Genomic DNA, 15,657 nt, shown 5'->3' on the forward strand with positions numbered 1-15,657 from the left:
GCATTGGCTGCGGTTATTATTTGTGTGATTTTTATAATGGACAATTCTGGCTTTTACTTGCCTGGAAGTCACAAAGCGCGCCGAGAGTAGCAGCTTTGCCAAAGGGCGCCTAGAGCCAAAAATGGGCTTTAGAGTCACAAACCTGACTGTAGGACAATCCAAAGTCATCATTAGTACAAAGACTCTATTAGTAACAAAAACGCTCTATGTCGGGCTTTACAGCGCACCTGCCGAGGCTGCTTCACTCTTATTGCGGCCAAATAAAAACGCCCGCTGCCTTGAGGCTAGCGGGCGTCTGTCGCCAGGTTGAACGAATCAGGCGATATCACGTAACTCACGCCGCAGGATTTTGCCCACCGGCGTCATGGGCAAAGACTCGCGCAGCACTATCTGCTTGGGCACCTTGTAACCGGTGAAATTGTCTTTGCAGTAAGCTTTCAGCTCTTCAACGGTTACTCCGCCTGCGCGGGGCACTACAAACAGTTTGACCGCCTCCCCCGTACGTTCGTCGGGAACGCCAATCACCGCACAGTTCGCCACTTTGGGGTGCGCCATGACGATGTCTTCGATTTCGTTGGGGTACACATTGAAGCCCGAGACGATAATCAGGTCTTTCTTGCGGTCGACGATGCGGACAAAACCGTCAGGATCTATGACCGCGACATCACCGGTCTTGAACCACCCTTCGGCGTCCAGTACTTCGGCGGTGGCTTCGGGGTTTTGCCAGTAGCCTTTCATCACTTGCGGGCCTTTGACACAGAGCTCGCCCCGTTCGCCCAATCCCAGGTCTACACCCTCGTCGCTGATCACTTTCATGGCCGTCCCCGGAACCGGCATGCCCACCGTCCCCAGCCTTGCCAGAGAACCACAGGGGTTGGCACTGGCCACCGGCGAAGTTTCTGTCAGGCCGTAACCTTCGACAATCCGGCACCCCGTGATTTTTTCCCAGCGCTCGGCCGTGGCCTTGACCAGCGCCGTGCCGCCCGAGTTGGTGATTTTAAGCCCTGAGAAATCCAGGGTCTTGAAGTCCGGGTGGTCCATCAGCGCCACAAACAAGGTGTTGAGCCCCAGGAACGCGGTGAATTTCCAGTTCTTGAGTTCCTTGATGAAGCCTTTGATGTCACGCGGGTTGGTGATCAGGACGTTGTGGTTGCCGGTGACCATCATGCCCATGCAATTAGCGGTGAATGCATAGATATGGTACAGCGGCAAAGGCCCGATCATGATCTCGCGACCGTCCTTGAGAATGGGCTGACCGTCAGCCCCATGCTGGGACAGGCAAGCGCGAAGCTGCTGCATATTGGCGATCAGATTGCCATGGGTCAGCATCGCGCCTTTGGGCAGGCCGGTGGTGCCGCCGGTGTATTGCAGAACCGCGGTGTCGTCCAGCGATACCGTCAGGGGGCGGATAACTTGCCCGGCGCCCCGGCGCAAAACGCTTTTGAAGGAAATCGCCTGGGGCAACTGATAAGCCGGTACCAGCTTTTTGACCTTGTCGACCACCAGATTGGTGATCCAGCCTTTGGCGGCCGGCATCATGTCGCCCATTCTGGCTTCGATCAGGTAGTCGATTTCGGTGTCTTTGAGCACTTCCTGCACGCGTTTGCCGAACATGTTCAGGTACACCAGCGCGCGAATGCCCGCGCTCTTGAACTGGTGGAGCATCTCGCGCGAGGTGTAGAGCGGGTTGGTGTTGACCACCACCAGCCCCGCACGCATGGCACCGAAAACGGCAATCGGGTATTGCAGGGTGTTGGGCATTTGCACGGCGATACGGTCGCCGGGTTTGAGATCGGTATATTCCTGCAGATAGCCGGCAAAAGCGGCACTGTAGCGCTCCAGCTCGGCATAGGTGATGGTCACCCCCAAATTGCTGAAAGCCGGGCGATCTGCGAACTTCTTGCAGGAGCGTTCAAACACATCAACCACCGACTTGAAAGTCGTCATGTCGATGTCCAGCGGCACACCGGCCGGGCGTTTATCATTCCAGAAATCAGGTTGCATTGTTTTTATCCTCGTACCTGAGCGTGTCTGGCCGCGTCTTTCACTCAGTGAAAAGCGGAACCTGCGGACGTTAACAGTTATCAAGTTGTAGGCAAATACGGCGATCTTCGCCATTTACATCTTGAATCTTATTGCTGCGACCACGCCTGTTGAGTGGCCACTGCGCAAATGCGCTATACACTGCTACGACAACAAATAAAGGAACTGCCATGTCCCCTGCGACTTTTTGGCTGGAGGCGAATGACCGCAGCGGTCTTTTCGTTAACCAGTGGCTGCCGGCAGGCAGCCCCAAAGCCATTGTTTTACTGGATCATGGCATGGCCGAACACAGTGGTCGTTATGCCCGCCTGGGCAAAGTGCTGTGTGATGCCGGTTATGGGCTATATGCTCACGACCAGCGTGGCCACGGCAAAACAGCCGAACGTGGAACCCTGGGCTACTTTGCCGATAACGATGGCTGGTGTGCGGTGGTCAGTGATGTGGCCAGCCTTAGCCGGCATATCAACCAGACCCATCCGGGAGTGCCGGTTTTTCTGCTCGGCCACAGCATGGGCAGTTACATCGCCCAGGCCTACTTGATGCATCACAGTGCCAGCCTGCAAGGCGCCATACTCAGTGCTTCGAATTTCCAGCCAGTGGCGCTGTATCGCGCCGCCAGCCTGATCGCACGTTTCGAGCGTTTGCGTCAGGGGCCCAAAGGCCGCAGTGCGCTGATCGAGTGGTTGTCTTTCGGCTCGTTCAATAAAGCCTTCAAGCCCAATCGCACGCGGTATGACTGGCTCAGCCGCGATCCGGCCCAGGTCGATGCCTACGCCAGCGACCCCCTGTGCGGCTTTCGTTGCACCAATCAGCTATGGATCGACCTGCTCGGCGGGTTGCAGCAAATCAGCAAAGCGTCCAATCTGGCTCAAATCGATCCGGGCCTGCCGTTACTTATAATGGGCGGCGAATGTGATCCGGTGAGTGAAGGCAAGCGTCTCACTGATCTGGCCACGGCTTTGCGAAATGCCGGCAATCGTCAGTTGCAGCTCAATCTGTACCCGCAAGCGCGGCACGAACTCTTCAACGAAACCAATCGCGACCAAGTGATGGCAGACGTGATTGAGTGGCTCAATCAAGCGTTGAGCCGCACTCGCCCGCAGCGCAGTGAATGACTTAATACCGATTTCACCTTTCAAGACTTTAAAATCTCTTAAAATCAAAGCTTTAAAACCAAACACTCGTCACAGGACATGCGCTAGATGACTCAGGTTACCAACACCCCGTACGAAGCCCTCGAAGTCGGCCAGACTGCCAGCTACAGCAAGACCGTCGGAGAGCGCGACATTCAACTTTTTGCGGCCATGTCCGGCGACCACAACCCGGTGCACCTCGATCCTGTGTTCGCCGCGGGGACCATGTTCAAAGAGCGCATTGCCCACGGCATGTTCAGTGGCGCATTGATCAGCGCCGCCGTCGCCTGCGAACTGCCTGGGCCGGGCACTATTTATGTCGGCCAGCAAATGAGCTTCCAGAAGCCGGTAAAAATCGGTGACACCCTCACCGTGCGCCTGGAAATCCTGGAAAAGATGCCAAAGTTCCGCGTGCGCATCGCCACCCGCGTTTTCAACCAGCACGATGAAATCGTCGTCGATGGCGAAGCCGAAATCATTGCACCGCGCAAACAACAAACCGTGACCCTGCCGGTACTGCCAGCAATCAGCATCGGTTAATCCCCACCCATTAAAAAACGCCGGCTGACCGGCGTTTTTTTATTCAGGCTGGAGCACTAGGCGCGAGCGCGAGCCTCGTTGCGCAGAGCCTTGACCTGATCGTGATTGCGTTGCACGCCATGCAGTTGGCGCTCTACCAGATCACGAATACCTACCAGGTTGTGCTTGCTGATTTTCTCCAGCGCTTCTTTATAAGCCTTCAGCGCATGGTCTTCGCCGCGCTCGGCTTCGTTGAGCACCGCCTCTTCACCTTTGCCGGTAAACACGGATTTGACGTCTACCCAACGGCGGTGCAAGTCGCCGGCCACGCTGGTGCTGGTCTCAGGGTCGCCGCCCAAGGCACGTACCTGGGCCTGCAACTCGGCCGCTGCGGCTGCGCATTCGGCAGAACGCTTGGCAAACAGCGCTTTGAGTTCCGGGTGTTTGATATCTTCAGCGCAGGTCTTGAAGCCTTCCTGGCCATCTTTGCTGGTTTCGATCAAATCGTTCAGGACGCTAATGGCTTCTTTATTAAGGTCAGTCATTGTTCAATTCCTTACAAGGTTGAGGATCGTGCAATAGAGTTTGCAGTCCTCATGCCAGCTTTCTAACAAAATAAAATCCTTATTAATCAGCGCCTTAAGTAATTAACAAATATCTGTATCCGGTTTATTTGCATGACCTGTCAATTGGCCTTCATGCAAATTGCCTGTATTTTTCACACCATGGCTCCACGCACTGAAGGCCCCTGCATGAACCCCGAAAAGCTCGAACTGCTGGTGACACGCGAAATGCCCTTCGGCAAATACAAAGGCCGAATCATCGCTGACCTGCCAGGCCAGTACCTGAACTGGTTTGCCCGCGAAGGCTTCCCCCACGGCGAGCTGGGCGGGTTGCTGGCCCTGATGCAAGAGATCGATCACAACGGCCTGTCGGACCTGCTCGACCCGTTGCGCGCCAAACACTCAAAGCCCAAACCTCGCCACTGACAGAGTTGCCCCATGCCAAGGATTGAAGATAACGCCCGCGACGAAAACTTCTGGCACGCCATTGCCGAGCGCTACGACGTAGCACCCGGCCCGATCAATCTGGAAAACGGCTATTTCGGGCGCATGACCCGCGGCGTAGCGCAGGACTACCAGCGCAATATCGACTTTATTAACCGCAACAACTCTCTGCCTGTGCGCCAGCACTTCGATCAGGGCCAGAGCAGCGAACTGCGCAACCAGCTGGCTGACCTGCTAGGCCTGGACCCGGCAGGCGTCGCACTGACAGCACGCGCTTCAGATGCCCTGCAATCGTTGATTCGCAACTACAACGGCCTGCAACCCGGCGATCAATTGCTGATCTGCGACCTGGAATACCACAGCGTCGAATATGCGATGCGCTGGGTCGCCCGTCAGCGCGGGCTGGAACTCATCGAAATATCCCACAAGCATCCCGCCACCCATGAAAGCCTGGTGGCCAGCTATCGCGAAGCCTTTGAGCGTCATCCGCGCATCAAACTGATGGCCCTCACCCACGTGACCCACCGCACCGGGCTGGTGCTGCCCGTGCAGGAAATTGTCGCGGCGGCCAAGGAACACGGGGTCGATGTGATCCTTGACGGTGCCCACGCACTGGGCCAGATCGAGTTCGACCTGCAGGCACTGGGCGTTGCCTTTGCCGGATACAACCTGCATAAGTGGGTCGGTGCGCCGTTGACTCTGGGCTTTATGTATATCGACCCGCTGCGCCTGGCCGATATAGACCCCGACATGGGCGACCGGCATTACCCGGAACCGGACATCCGCAACCGCTCGCCCTATGGCACGGTCAACATCCCGGCGTGGCTGACCCTGCCCAAAGTGTTGCAGGAGCATGAGGAGATGGGTGGCACCAGGGCCAAGGGGGCACGCCTGAACTATCTGCGCGATCTGTGGGTCAGTGAGGCGCGCAAAATGCCGGGCATTGAAGTGCTGATTGAAGATGACCCGCGGCTGCGTTGCGCGATTACGTCGCTGCGCTTTACCCATCTGCAGGATCAACAGCCGATGGTTGACCGCCTGCTCAAGGACTACAACCTGTTCACCGTCGCCCGCAATGGCTCGGCGTGCGGCAGTTGTATCCGGATTACCGTCGGGTTTACCACCACGCGGGATGACATCCATCAGCTAATCAAAGCGTTGCGCGAGCTTTCACAGGCTCACGCATAACCCTGTAAAAATTCTGTTACCCCCGTGGGAGCGAGCCTGCTCGCGAATGATCTTCGCGAGCAGGCTCGCTCCCACGGCTGAAGTATCTGCGCCAGCAGCTACACAAATACGCAGGCAAAAAAAAGGTGCGCCGACCAAGCGCACCAAAGAACCGTAGAACACACAACAAATTCGGAACTAAAACATCAATCCAGCAGCGCAAGCGCCTCGGCGGTGCATTCCTGGATACGGGCCCAGTCGCCGTTCTTGATCCATTCGCTGTCCAGCATCCAGCTACCGCCTACACACATCACGTTTTTCAACGCCATGTAGCTGCGAATGTTCGCCGGGCTCACGCCGCCAGTCGGGCAGAATTTCACTTCGCCAAACGGGCCGCCCAATGCCTTGATCGCGGCCACACCGCCACTGACTTCAGCCGGGAACAGTTTGAAGCGACGGTAGCCCAACCCGTAGCCTTCCATGATCCCGGAGGCATTGCTGATGCCCGGCAGCAGCGGGATATCGCTGGCTACACTGGCCTGCAACAAGTCACGGGTAATGCCCGGCGTCACGATAAATTGCGAACCCGCCTCTTCTGCCGCTGCCAGCATATGCCGATCCAGCACAGTGCCTGCGCCGGTCACCAGCTCAGGGCGTTGATCGCGCAAGATACGGATCGCCTTGAGGCCGAACGCCGAACGCAGGGTCACTTCCAGGGCCGTCAGACCACCGGCCGCCAGCGCATCGGCCAGCGGCAGAATGTCTTGTTCGCGAGCGATGGTAATCACCGGCAGAATCCGGGCACGGTCACAGAGGCTGTCGATCAGGGCGACTTTATCCGCCATCGATACGTTCGCAATTGTTGTTGTCATGGCAGCTGATCCTTGGCTCATGGGCACCAGTAAATCTCTAACGTAGGTTGCAGAAAGGCACGAACCGGCAAGGCGGCAACATCAGTGCCCCCCAGCGCTTCGTTGAGGGTGTTCAATTTGGCCTGCCCCTGGATCGACAGCACCTTGTGTTTTGCGCTCGCCAGCAGGCTGCGGCTCATGCTCAGGCGTTGATGCGGCACGGTCGGCGCCAGCATCGCCCAGCAACGGCGCGGGTTATCCAGCTGCAACGCTTCGGTCAGGTTCGGGCTGTCGGGGAACAGCGACGCGGTATGCCCGTCATCGCCCATGCCCAGGATCAGCACGTCAATCGGTGGCAACTCGGCCAGGCCCTGGTCGGCCTCTAATGCAGCTTTTTCAACCGTGGCTGCCGCATTGTACAAACCGACAAAACGGGCCTTGGCTGCCGGGCCTTGCAGCAGGTGCTTTCTGAGCAGGCCAGCATTGCTGTCGGCGTGCTCCACCGGCACCCAGCGTTCGTCAGCCAGGCTGACGACCACTTTCGACCAGTCGACCGGCTGCTTGATCAGGCTCTCGAAAAAAGCCACCGGGCTACGGCCGCCAGACACCACCAGGGTGGCAACACCCTGCTGGGCAATGGCTTGATTCAATTGCCCGGCAACACTTGCTGCCAGCCCCTCGGCCAATGACGCCGGGTTTTTGAAGGTGCGCGCGTTGACGCCTTCAGGCAGTTTCATATCAGATATCGCCATACCAAGACCTCCCGTCCCGCGTAATCAGTGCAATGGAACTCATCGGTCCCCAGGAGCCCGCCGCATAGGGCTTGGGCGCATCACCGGACTTTTTCCAGCCGGCGATCAACTGGTCGCACCATTTCCATGCCGCTTCAATTTCGTCTTTGCGCACAAACAGGTTCTGGTTGCCGCGCATCACTTCGAGTAACAGACGCTCGTAGGCATCCGGGATCCGCTCACTGCGATAAGTGTCGGAAAAATTCAGTTGCAACGGGCCGCTGCGCAGCTGCATGCCCTTGTCCAGACCCTGTTCTTTGGTCATCACACGCAAGGAAATGCCTTCGTCCGGCTGCAGGCGAATAATCAGCTTGTTGCCGATTTGCAGGCGCTGCTCCGGGGCGAAGATGTAGTGCGACGGTTCCTTGAAGTGGATCACGATCTGCGACAGCTTTTGTGGCATGCGCTTACCGGTGCGCAGGTAAAACGGCACACCCGCCCAACGCCAGTTGCGAATATCGGCGCGCAGGGCCACAAAAGTTTCAGTGTCGCTCTGGGTGTTGGAGTTTTCTTCCTCCAGGTAACCCGGCACCGACTGCCCTTCGCTGTAACCCGCGATGTACTGGCCGCGCACCACTTGGGTGGTCAGGCCTTCGGCACTGATCGGGGCCAGTGCCTTGAGCACTTTTACCTTCTCGTCGCGAATGCTGTCGGCCGACAGGTCCGCAGGCGGGTCCATCGCAATCAGGCACAACAGCTGCAACAAGTGGTTCTGAATCATGTCGCGCAGCTGGCCGGCCTTGTCGAAATAACCCCAGCGACCTTCGATGCCCACTTTCTCGGCCACGGTGATTTCAACGTGGGAGATGTAGCGCTGGTTCCACTGGGTTTCAAACAGGCTGTTGGCAAAGCGCAGCGCGATCAGGTTTTGTACGGTTTCTTTGCCCAGGTAGTGGTCGATGCGGTAGATGCGGTTCTCGGGGAAGAACTGCGCCACAGCGTCGTTGACCTTGCGCGAAGACTCGAGGTCCGAACCGATGGGTTTTTCCAGCACCACACGGGTGTTTTCAGTCAGGCCGACTTTGGACAGGTTCTCGCAAATCGCGCCGTAAACCGCCGCAGGCGTGGCGAAGTAGGCGATCAGGCGCTGCTCTGTTCCGGCAAGTTGTGCCAGGGACAGATAATCGTCAGTCTTGAAAAAATCCACATGCAGATAGCTCAGACGAGCCAGGAAGCGGGTCACCGCTTCATCTTCGATTTCCTTGTCGCCGACATACTGGCGCAACTGGCTGTCGATATGCGCCAGGTGCGAGAGAGCGTCGCCCGGCTCGCGAGCCAGCGCGAGAATGCGCGTGTCAGCATGGAGCAGACCGGCGCGGTCCAGTTGGTATAAAGCAGGAAACAACTTGCGCAGGGCCAAATCGCCAAGGGCGCCGAACAAGGCAAAGGTGCACGGTTCAACCGTAATCGAAGGCATGATGTTTGTTCTTTTATCAAGTTAAGCTACAAATACCTTTTTTCAAGGCATCACTCAAGGAAAAATGTAGTAATAAACACAACATTTTCTCAAAATTCAGATTCCTGCTAGTGGTCGTCACAGGCCACCAGTAGGATAGGCCACCTTCCAGAACCGCTTTAGCCCGGTTCTTGCATCGCTGACCCAAGGATCATAAATGGACCGCGTGCGAAATTTACTCGAACAGATCAAAAGCCGCCTCGAAGACCTGAACAAGGCCGAGCGCAAAGTGGCTGAAGTCATCCTGCAGAACCCGCAGCAGGCGACCCGGTTCAGCATTGCTGCGCTCGCTCAGGCCGCGTCGGTCAGCGAACCCACGGTCAACCGCTTTTGCCGTTCATTCGGCGTCAGCGGCTACCCCGAGCTAAAGCTGCAACTGGCACAAAGCCTGGCCAGCGGCGCAGCTTATGTCAGTCGGGCCGTTGAGGCCGATGACAATCCAGAAGCCTACACCCAAAAGATTTTCGGCAGCGCCATTGCCTCGCTGGACAGTGCCTGCCAGGCATTGGACCCGAACCTTATCAGTCGCGCCGTCGACTTGCTGATTCAGGCTCGGCAAATCCACTTTTTCGGCCTGGGTGCTTCGGCCCCCGTGGCGCTGGATGCACAACACAAGTTCTTCCGCTTCAACCTCGCCGTCACGGCCCACGCCGACGTCCTGATGCAGCGCATGATCGCCTCCGTGGCACACACCGGCGAACTGTTCGTGATTATCTCCTACACGGGACGCACCCGAGAGCTGGTTGAGGTCGCACGCATCGCACGGGCCAACGGCGCCTCGGTGCTGGGCCTGACCGCCGAAAACTCACCGTTGGCCAAGGCCAGTACGTTGAGCCTGAACATCCCGCTGCCCGAAGACACCGACATCTATATGCCGATGACCTCGCGCATTATTCAGCTCACGGTGCTCGACGTGCTGGCCACCGGCATGACCTTGCGCCGGGGCGTGGACTTCCAGCCGCACCTGCGCAAAATCAAGGAAAGCCTCAATGCCAGCCGCTACCCGGTAGGCGATGAATTCAACTGATCCGCAGGCACGGACAAGCGCCGTGCCTTCCTGCTTTACCCTGCAGCCGTATTGGTCTCTTCGCCCGACAAACGGCTGAGTCAGGGCTTGCTGCCCCCCCCTTTCGATTCCCCTCGCACACGCCTTCTTTATAAGGGGGCAGGCCCTTTCGCCCCCTCTGAAAACGCGTACCCCACTGTCAGATATGACAGGTTACAGACGCAGGAAAGAGTCATAACGTGAACACCTCGGGGCTTTATTTAAACGGGGTTCAGTCGTTTATGTGCCTGCTGCTCCTGCCCCTACATATTCAGATTGGTCTATCTGAAAAAGTCCCGTGGCAGGAGCTCATGATCATGGCCCAAGAACCGCTCAGCATTTCTGCACCCTCACTGCCTAAAGGTGGCGGCGCCATTCAAAGCATTGGCGAAGGCTGGGGAGCCGTAGGCTTGACCGGTGCCGCGTCACTGGCAATCCCCCTGCCCATCACCCCCGGCCGCGGCTTTGCCCCCGCATTGGGCTTGAGCTACAGCAGTGGCGGCGGCCGCACAGAGTTCGGTCAGGGATGGTCAATCAACCGCCCCTCGATCAGCCGGCAAACCAGCCTGGGCACACCTCAGTTCGAGGCCGACGCCAATGGCAAAATGGTCGAGCCGGTTTACCTCTCCCCCAGCGGCGATGTGTTACTGGCGCAACGCGATGCCAGTGGTGAGTTAATCACCCGTGACGCCTCCATGTTTCGCGACCGGCCGTTGTCTGAAACCTATCGCGTGAGCGCTTACCGCCCACGGGTCGAAGGCGACTTCAGCACGTTCGAGCACTTTGTCGGCATAACCGGTTCGTTCTGGCTGATCCAGCTCGCAGACGGCAGTGCCCATGTGTACGGCCACAGTGAAAACGCCCGTCTGCAACACGTGAATGGCAACGCGGTGTGGGTGGCCGAGTGGCACCTTGAGGAGTCGGTCGCCGTCAATGGCGAGCATGTGCTCTACGAATACATATCTGAGAACGATGTATCGCTGAGCACACTGACAGGCCCTGCAGCAGATGCCTGGAGAAGCCGCGACAGCAGCACCTGTCGTTACCTGCAACGTGTTCGTTACGGCAACCTGACCGGCGACCGGGTGCCCTTTTTGCTGCAACGGGCGATGGTGCCCGTCTGGCTGTTTGATCTGGTCTTCGATTATGGCGAATGTGACCCCCGGCTGGAGGTCAAGCCCCAGTACCCACGGGCCCCTGGCACGCAGTGGCCGCTGCGGGCCGACCCGGTCAGCAGTTACCGCTACGGGTTCGAGGAGCGCACGCTGCGACTGTGCCATCAGGTATTGATGTTTCACTGGTGCGCCGATGGCCCGGACAATAGCGGCCCCGTTCTGCTCCAGGGCGAGCCGACGCTGGTACAGCGCCTGCAACTGGAGTACAGCCAGCAGCCAGCGGTGTCCATGCTGACCGCCACGCATATCATTGGCTATGTCGGGCAGGAAGCCCAATTCAACCCCCCGCAAGAGTTCACCTACAGCGCATTCACCCTCACCCCGGAATCCGTAAGGTTCTCACCGTTTTTCACAGAACAGACGCCCGGGCAGAGCCCGGGCATCGATACCGGCAATTACCAATTGGTTGACCTGTTCGGCGAAGGGCTGGCCGGGGTCCTCTATCGCCAGCAAAACGCCTGGTACTACCGGCGGCCCATCCGCCACCCCGGCCCCGGCCTGGATAAAAATGCGGTGGGCTACGCGGCGCAGGAGTTGCTCAAACAGATTCCCGTGGCCAACAACAGCTCACCCACGCTACAGGTACTGACGGACATCAATGGCGACGGCAAGCTCGACTGGCTGGTGGCACAGCCCTCCATGGCCGGGTTCTTCACGCTGGACAGCAATCAGCAATGGAGCCACTTCACGCCCTACGCGGCATTCCCTACCGAGTTTTTTCATCCACAAGCGCAGCTGGCCAGCCTGATGGGCAACGGCCTGTCGGACCTGGCAATGATCGGAACCCGCAGCGTGCGCGTGTATGTCAATTTGAAAGACAAAGGTTTCGATACACCCCTCGAGGTCAACCGCCAGAGCACTGAAACCGCCTTGCCAGTGGTCATTGACGAACGCTGCGAACTGGTGGCGTTCAGTGATCTGCTGGGGTCGGGGCAACAGCATTTGATCCATATCACCGGGCAGGCCGTGAGCTGCTTTCCAAACCTGGGGCTCGGACGATTTGGCGAGCCGGTCAACTTTGGCAAGCTGGACTTTACGGGCGAGTTCAACCCCGCCCATATCCGGCTCGCCGACCTGGATGGCTCCGGCGCTGCCGATATCCTGTATTGGCAAAGTGATTCGGTGCAGATCTTCATGAACCTCAGCGGGCACGGGTTTGCCGCCCCCGTTACGATTGCCCTGCCTGAGGGGCTGAGGTTCAACGCGCTGACCAGTGTCAGCGTGGCCGATCTGCAGGGGCTTGGCTGCTCCAGCCTGGTGTTGACCAGCCACACACAAAATCCCTCACTTAAACCCAGCCATTGGCGCTGCGACTTTGTCGACGACAACAAACCCTATCTGCTGCGCACCACGGACAACAATATGGGGGCTTCGGGCGAGGTGGTGTATCGCTCATCGGCACAGGAGTGGCTGGACGAGAAAAACCTGCTGCCAGACCCGTCCCTGGCCGTCTGCGAGATGCCCTTCCCGATGCATCTGGTCAGCGAGCAGCGCCAGTTCGATCAGATCACAGGCAATCATTTGTCCCAGTTCTTTAGCTATCGGCACGGCTATTACGATGGCGTGGAACGGGAATTTCGCGGCTTCGGCCTGCTGCTGCAAACCGACACCGAGTCAGCCACCGCCACCGCCAATACCCAGGGGTTCAGCGCGCCTGTCGTGAGCAAGACCTGGTTCCACACCGGCAAGACCCTGCACATGCCCATACCTGATGCCTGGGCCGGTGATGCGCGGCTGGAGCCGCTGGGCAGCACCTTGTGTACCCAGCGCATTGATGGCACCGAGCAGATATTTACCGACTGGGATGCCCCTGCACTGCGCGACGCGGCCCGCACCTTGAGCGGCTCGGTATTGCGCGCCGAGGTCCTGGGCGCCGATGGCAATGCAGTGCCTTACAGCGTCACCCAAAGCCGATATGGCGTTCGCCTGCTGCAAGCGCGCTCCGACACTGCCACCTACAGCGTCATGCTGGGGTTTGCCATCGAGCAGCGCAGCCTGCAATACGAGCGCCAGGCCGATGACCCGCTTTGCCAGCACCAAATCACCCTGGCCATCGATGACTATGGCTGCGTCAACCATGGGGTCAGCGTCGCATACGCTCGCCGTGCCGACGCACAACCGCCGTATCCCGACGATCAGGAACATGCCCACTTGCGGCGCTGGTGGCAGGATGCCAGGGATGATGCGCAACAGCGCTTCTACCTGAGCGAGGTGCGCGATCGGGTCTTGCATATCCGGCAGACCGATTACCTGCGACTGGCCCTGCCTTACCGCAGTCAACAGACCGCCTACGTGATTGACGCTGACGATCCGGCGATCAGCATCATCAGTTACGAAGCCTTTATGGGCGCGCAGTCGCCACTGGGCAAAGACCCGCTCAATGGCCAGCGCATGCTGGCGGGCCAGAGCCGCGTGCAATACCAGGGTTGCCTGGACGGCACGGTGAATTTCGATGCCCTGCCCGAGTATGCCGAACAGGCCGAGCTGGATAGCGCCGCCTTGCAAGCCTACGTGGTGACAGATGATGAGGGCGCAGAGAAAAACCTGCTGGGCGACACCCCTGGCGAGGTCAAAGCCAGGCTCGAATCGGCCGGCTATACCGATGTCGGTCTGTGGCGGCCAACGAGCAACACCGTCGACGCCTCCATCAGCCTGTGGGCGACACGCACGGGGTATTCAACATTCGCCGGGGTCGAGCATTTCAACAAAGTGCTGGAGCAGAAACCGGTCATCTGGGTCATGCCTTCGAAAGTCAGCTACGACAGCCTCTGGCTACTGCCTGAAACATTCACGGCACCAGACGAAGGGATCACCAAAGCGGTCTACGACTACCGTTCGCTACAGGTCAAATGGATCCGCGACCCCAATCAGAATGTCAGTGAGGCCCGTTACGACGCGATGGGCCGAGTGGTGCTGACGACCTTCTGGGGCACTGAATGGGACGACGACACCCAGGCCGTTAAAAATGTCGGTTTTGGCAACATGGCCAGTCATGCGTGGCAACCCGTAAGCGCCGCGCAAGCCATTGCCGACAGCTCGGTAATGGGGAACCTCGCATCCGCCCTCTTCTACGAAAGCAGCAGCTGGATGGGGCTAGCGCCCCCGGGCCTGTTGCCCAATGGCGTTGAACTGGGCGTGCTGATGCCCGCAGGTCATCTGCGCGCCAGTGCACGCGAACGTCTGGCCAAGGGCCAATACCCTCAAAGCCAAGTACCGGCTCAAACCTGCTCGGCCTTGCTGGCCTTGCCGCGCGAGCCGGCCTGGTCGGCACTGCTGCAGGCCGACCGCTACCCGAGCGACCCTCAACGCCAAGTGCGGATGCTGGTCAGCGCCTCGGATGGTTTTGGCCGCGCGTTACAAAGCAAACAAAAAGTCGAATCGGGCCAGGCTTACGCCGTCGACGACAAGGGCAACCTGCCAATCACCAACGGGGAACCGGAGCAGGTGCCGGCCATCGAGCGCTGGCGCGTCAGTGAACGCGTGGAATACAACAATAAAGGGTTGGCGATTCGCGTCTACCGGCCTTACTTCGCGAACCACTACCGCTACATCAACGATGAGTCCTTTCGCCAGTTCGGCTACAGCGACCAACAGTTCTATGACCCGTTGGGGCGCCCCACCAAAACCATTACCGCCAGTGGCTATTGGCGCCGCCAGACCTACATGAACTGGTACACCATCGCCGAGGATGAGAACGATCTGTATCAGGAGGCACTTGAACACCCGAGAGTCGCCACCGTGCTGCAAGCGCACGGCAACCGGCTTGATCCGATGCAGGCCCTTGCAGGCGCAACGGTGCGGGTTGATTACCCGGGCATGCTGACCACCGACAGCATCGCTGTGAGCTGGAGCGGTGAAGCCGGTGCCGGCTCTCCTGTGCTGGCATCAAAACAGGGCGATCCGGGCGGGCGGGTGCTGTTTGATATTCCAGCGCCAGCCGTGGGGGCCAACCTCGGCAGAACGGTCGTGGTGACCTATACGGTGACACGCACAACCGGAGTGCAGCACTCAGAAGTGCTTGACCTGAACATTGCCACCCTCCCCGAGTCGCTGATCAGCAACATGATCACGGTTGAAAAGGAGAGCAACGGCAAACTGGATGTAAACCGCGCCCCTAATGGCGTGAATATTAATATCCTCGCCTGGCCTTTTGTGGCGGTCGGGCAGAAAGTCTGGCTGCGCCTGGAAGGCCAAAAGGCTGATGGTTCGCTACACATGCTCACGCTCTGGAGCGCTGCACTCGTGAATGGCACCGAGGTAACTCGGGGTTATTTGCGCAAAGTCGCCGCAGCCAACTACCTGATGCAGCTGGCTGAGGGCAGTACCCTCACAGTGATATTCAAAGTCGCATTTGCGGGTAACGATGAGAGTCAGGCGTTGGGGTTCCCTTTAAAAACCCTCGTGATTCTCAACAGCACTGACGCCTCCTGATGAGCGGCGAGTATCCATAGCGAACGCTATGAAGAGGCA

11 protein-coding genes are annotated in these 15,657 nt (G+C 58.6%); 6 read left to right on the forward strand and 5 right to left on the reverse strand.

Annotation, left to right across the window (positions count from 1 at the left end; all coding sequences use genetic code 11):
- Positions 1-315: 315 nt before the first annotated feature.
- Positions 316-2,004, reverse strand: coding sequence for a long-chain-fatty-acid--CoA ligase FadD2 (fadD2, locus tag BLW11_RS21815; RefSeq protein ID WP_048359810.1), 1,689 nt, complete (start codon positions 2,002-2,004; stop codon positions 316-318).
- A 209-nt stretch (positions 2,005-2,213) separates the two neighbouring features.
- Here fadD2 and BLW11_RS21820 point away from each other — a divergent pair, with 209 nt between their 5' ends.
- Together BLW11_RS21820 and BLW11_RS21825 are read left to right on the forward strand one after the other, a co-directional pair.
- The gene (locus BLW11_RS21820; RefSeq protein WP_048359811.1) at positions 2,214-3,158 is read left to right on the forward strand and encodes an alpha/beta hydrolase; all 945 of its coding nucleotides are present in this window, start codon (positions 2,214-2,216) and stop codon (positions 3,156-3,158) included.
- Between the two features lie 87 nt (positions 3,159-3,245).
- Positions 3,246-3,716: a MaoC family dehydratase gene (locus tag BLW11_RS21825; RefSeq protein ID WP_048359812.1), complete on the forward strand. Its 471-nt coding sequence runs from the start codon at positions 3,246-3,248 to the stop codon at positions 3,714-3,716.
- 56 nt (positions 3,717-3,772) lie between these two features.
- On the opposite strand, the gene BLW11_RS21830 is transcribed toward BLW11_RS21825, so the two are convergent.
- Complete coding sequence (locus BLW11_RS21830; RefSeq protein WP_048359813.1) at positions 3,773-4,240, reverse strand: PA2169 family four-helix-bundle protein; 468 nt, start codon at positions 4,238-4,240, stop codon at positions 3,773-3,775.
- A 207-nt stretch (positions 4,241-4,447) separates the two neighbouring features.
- On the opposite strand from BLW11_RS21830, the gene BLW11_RS21835 reads away from it, so the two are divergent.
- Both BLW11_RS21835 and BLW11_RS21840 read left to right on the forward strand, forming a co-directional pair.
- Positions 4,448-4,684 (forward strand): DUF3820 family protein, encoded by a 237-nt coding sequence (locus BLW11_RS21835; protein WP_016782086.1) that lies wholly within the window; start codon positions 4,448-4,450, stop codon positions 4,682-4,684.
- Between the two features lie 12 nt (positions 4,685-4,696).
- Positions 4,697-5,890, forward strand: coding sequence for an aminotransferase class V-fold PLP-dependent enzyme (locus BLW11_RS21840; protein WP_048359814.1), 1,194 nt, complete (start codon positions 4,697-4,699; stop codon positions 5,888-5,890).
- 185 nt (positions 5,891-6,075) lie between these two features.
- Here the strand turns inward: BLW11_RS21840 and BLW11_RS21845 are convergent, their stop codons facing one another.
- The 3 genes from BLW11_RS21845 to zwf are packed head-to-tail and all read right to left on the reverse strand — an operon-like array spanning position 6,076 to position 8,928.
- Complete coding sequence (locus tag BLW11_RS21845; RefSeq protein WP_048359815.1) at positions 6,076-6,741, reverse strand: bifunctional 4-hydroxy-2-oxoglutarate aldolase/2-dehydro-3-deoxy-phosphogluconate aldolase; 666 nt, start codon at positions 6,739-6,741, stop codon at positions 6,076-6,078.
- 17 nt (positions 6,742-6,758) lie between these two features.
- Positions 6,759-7,472, reverse strand: coding sequence for a 6-phosphogluconolactonase (gene pgl, locus BLW11_RS21850; RefSeq protein WP_048359816.1), 714 nt, complete (start codon positions 7,470-7,472; stop codon positions 6,759-6,761).
- Complete coding sequence (gene zwf, locus BLW11_RS21855; protein ID WP_048359817.1) at positions 7,459-8,928, reverse strand: glucose-6-phosphate dehydrogenase; 1,470 nt, start codon at positions 8,926-8,928, stop codon at positions 7,459-7,461. Before zwf ends, pgl begins: the two co-directional genes overlap by 14 nt.
- 205 nt (positions 8,929-9,133) lie before the next feature.
- On the opposite strand from zwf, the gene BLW11_RS21860 reads away from it, so the two are divergent.
- Positions 9,134-9,994 carry a MurR/RpiR family transcriptional regulator gene (locus BLW11_RS21860; RefSeq protein ID WP_193790182.1) on the forward strand — a complete coding sequence of 287 codons (861 nt, stop codon included), beginning with the start codon at positions 9,134-9,136 and terminating at the stop codon, positions 9,992-9,994.
- A 329-nt stretch (positions 9,995-10,323) separates the two neighbouring features.
- A complete protein-coding gene (locus tag BLW11_RS21865; RefSeq protein WP_053069540.1) occupies positions 10,324-15,618 on the forward strand; it encodes a SpvB/TcaC N-terminal domain-containing protein in 5,295 nt (1,764 codons plus the stop codon).
- The last annotated feature ends 39 nt before the right edge of the window (positions 15,619-15,657 follow it).

The sequence above is a fragment of the Pseudomonas deceptionensis genome (assembly GCF_900106095.1).
Classification (GTDB): Bacteria; Pseudomonadota; Gammaproteobacteria; order Pseudomonadales; family Pseudomonadaceae; genus Aquipseudomonas; species Aquipseudomonas deceptionensis.

What these genes read in the sequence shown, in the direction of transcription:
- BLW11_RS21825 (WP_048359812.1), top strand. Translation starts at nt 3,246, where the DNA reads ATGACTCAGGTTACCAACACCCCGTACGAAGCCCTCGAAGTCGGCCAG.
- pgl (WP_048359816.1), bottom strand. Translation starts at nt 7,472, where the DNA reads ATGGCGATATCTGATATGAAACTGCCTGAAGGCGTCAACGCGCGCACC.
- BLW11_RS21835 (WP_016782086.1), top strand. Translation starts at nt 4,448, where the DNA reads ATGAACCCCGAAAAGCTCGAACTGCTGGTGACACGCGAAATGCCCTTC.
- BLW11_RS21845 (WP_048359815.1), bottom strand. Translation starts at nt 6,741, where the DNA reads ATGACAACAACAATTGCGAACGTATCGATGGCGGATAAAGTCGCCCTG.
- BLW11_RS21865 (WP_053069540.1), top strand. Translation starts at nt 10,324, where the DNA reads ATGATCATGGCCCAAGAACCGCTCAGCATTTCTGCACCCTCACTGCCT.
- zwf (WP_048359817.1), bottom strand. Translation starts at nt 8,928, where the DNA reads ATGCCTTCGATTACGGTTGAACCGTGCACCTTTGCCTTGTTCGGCGCC.
- BLW11_RS21830 (WP_048359813.1), bottom strand. Translation starts at nt 4,240, where the DNA reads ATGACTGACCTTAATAAAGAAGCCATTAGCGTCCTGAACGATTTGATC.
- BLW11_RS21820 (WP_048359811.1), top strand. Translation starts at nt 2,214, where the DNA reads ATGTCCCCTGCGACTTTTTGGCTGGAGGCGAATGACCGCAGCGGTCTT.
- fadD2 (WP_048359810.1), bottom strand. Translation starts at nt 2,004, where the DNA reads ATGCAACCTGATTTCTGGAATGATAAACGCCCGGCCGGTGTGCCGCTG.
- BLW11_RS21840 (WP_048359814.1), top strand. Translation starts at nt 4,697, where the DNA reads ATGCCAAGGATTGAAGATAACGCCCGCGACGAAAACTTCTGGCACGCC.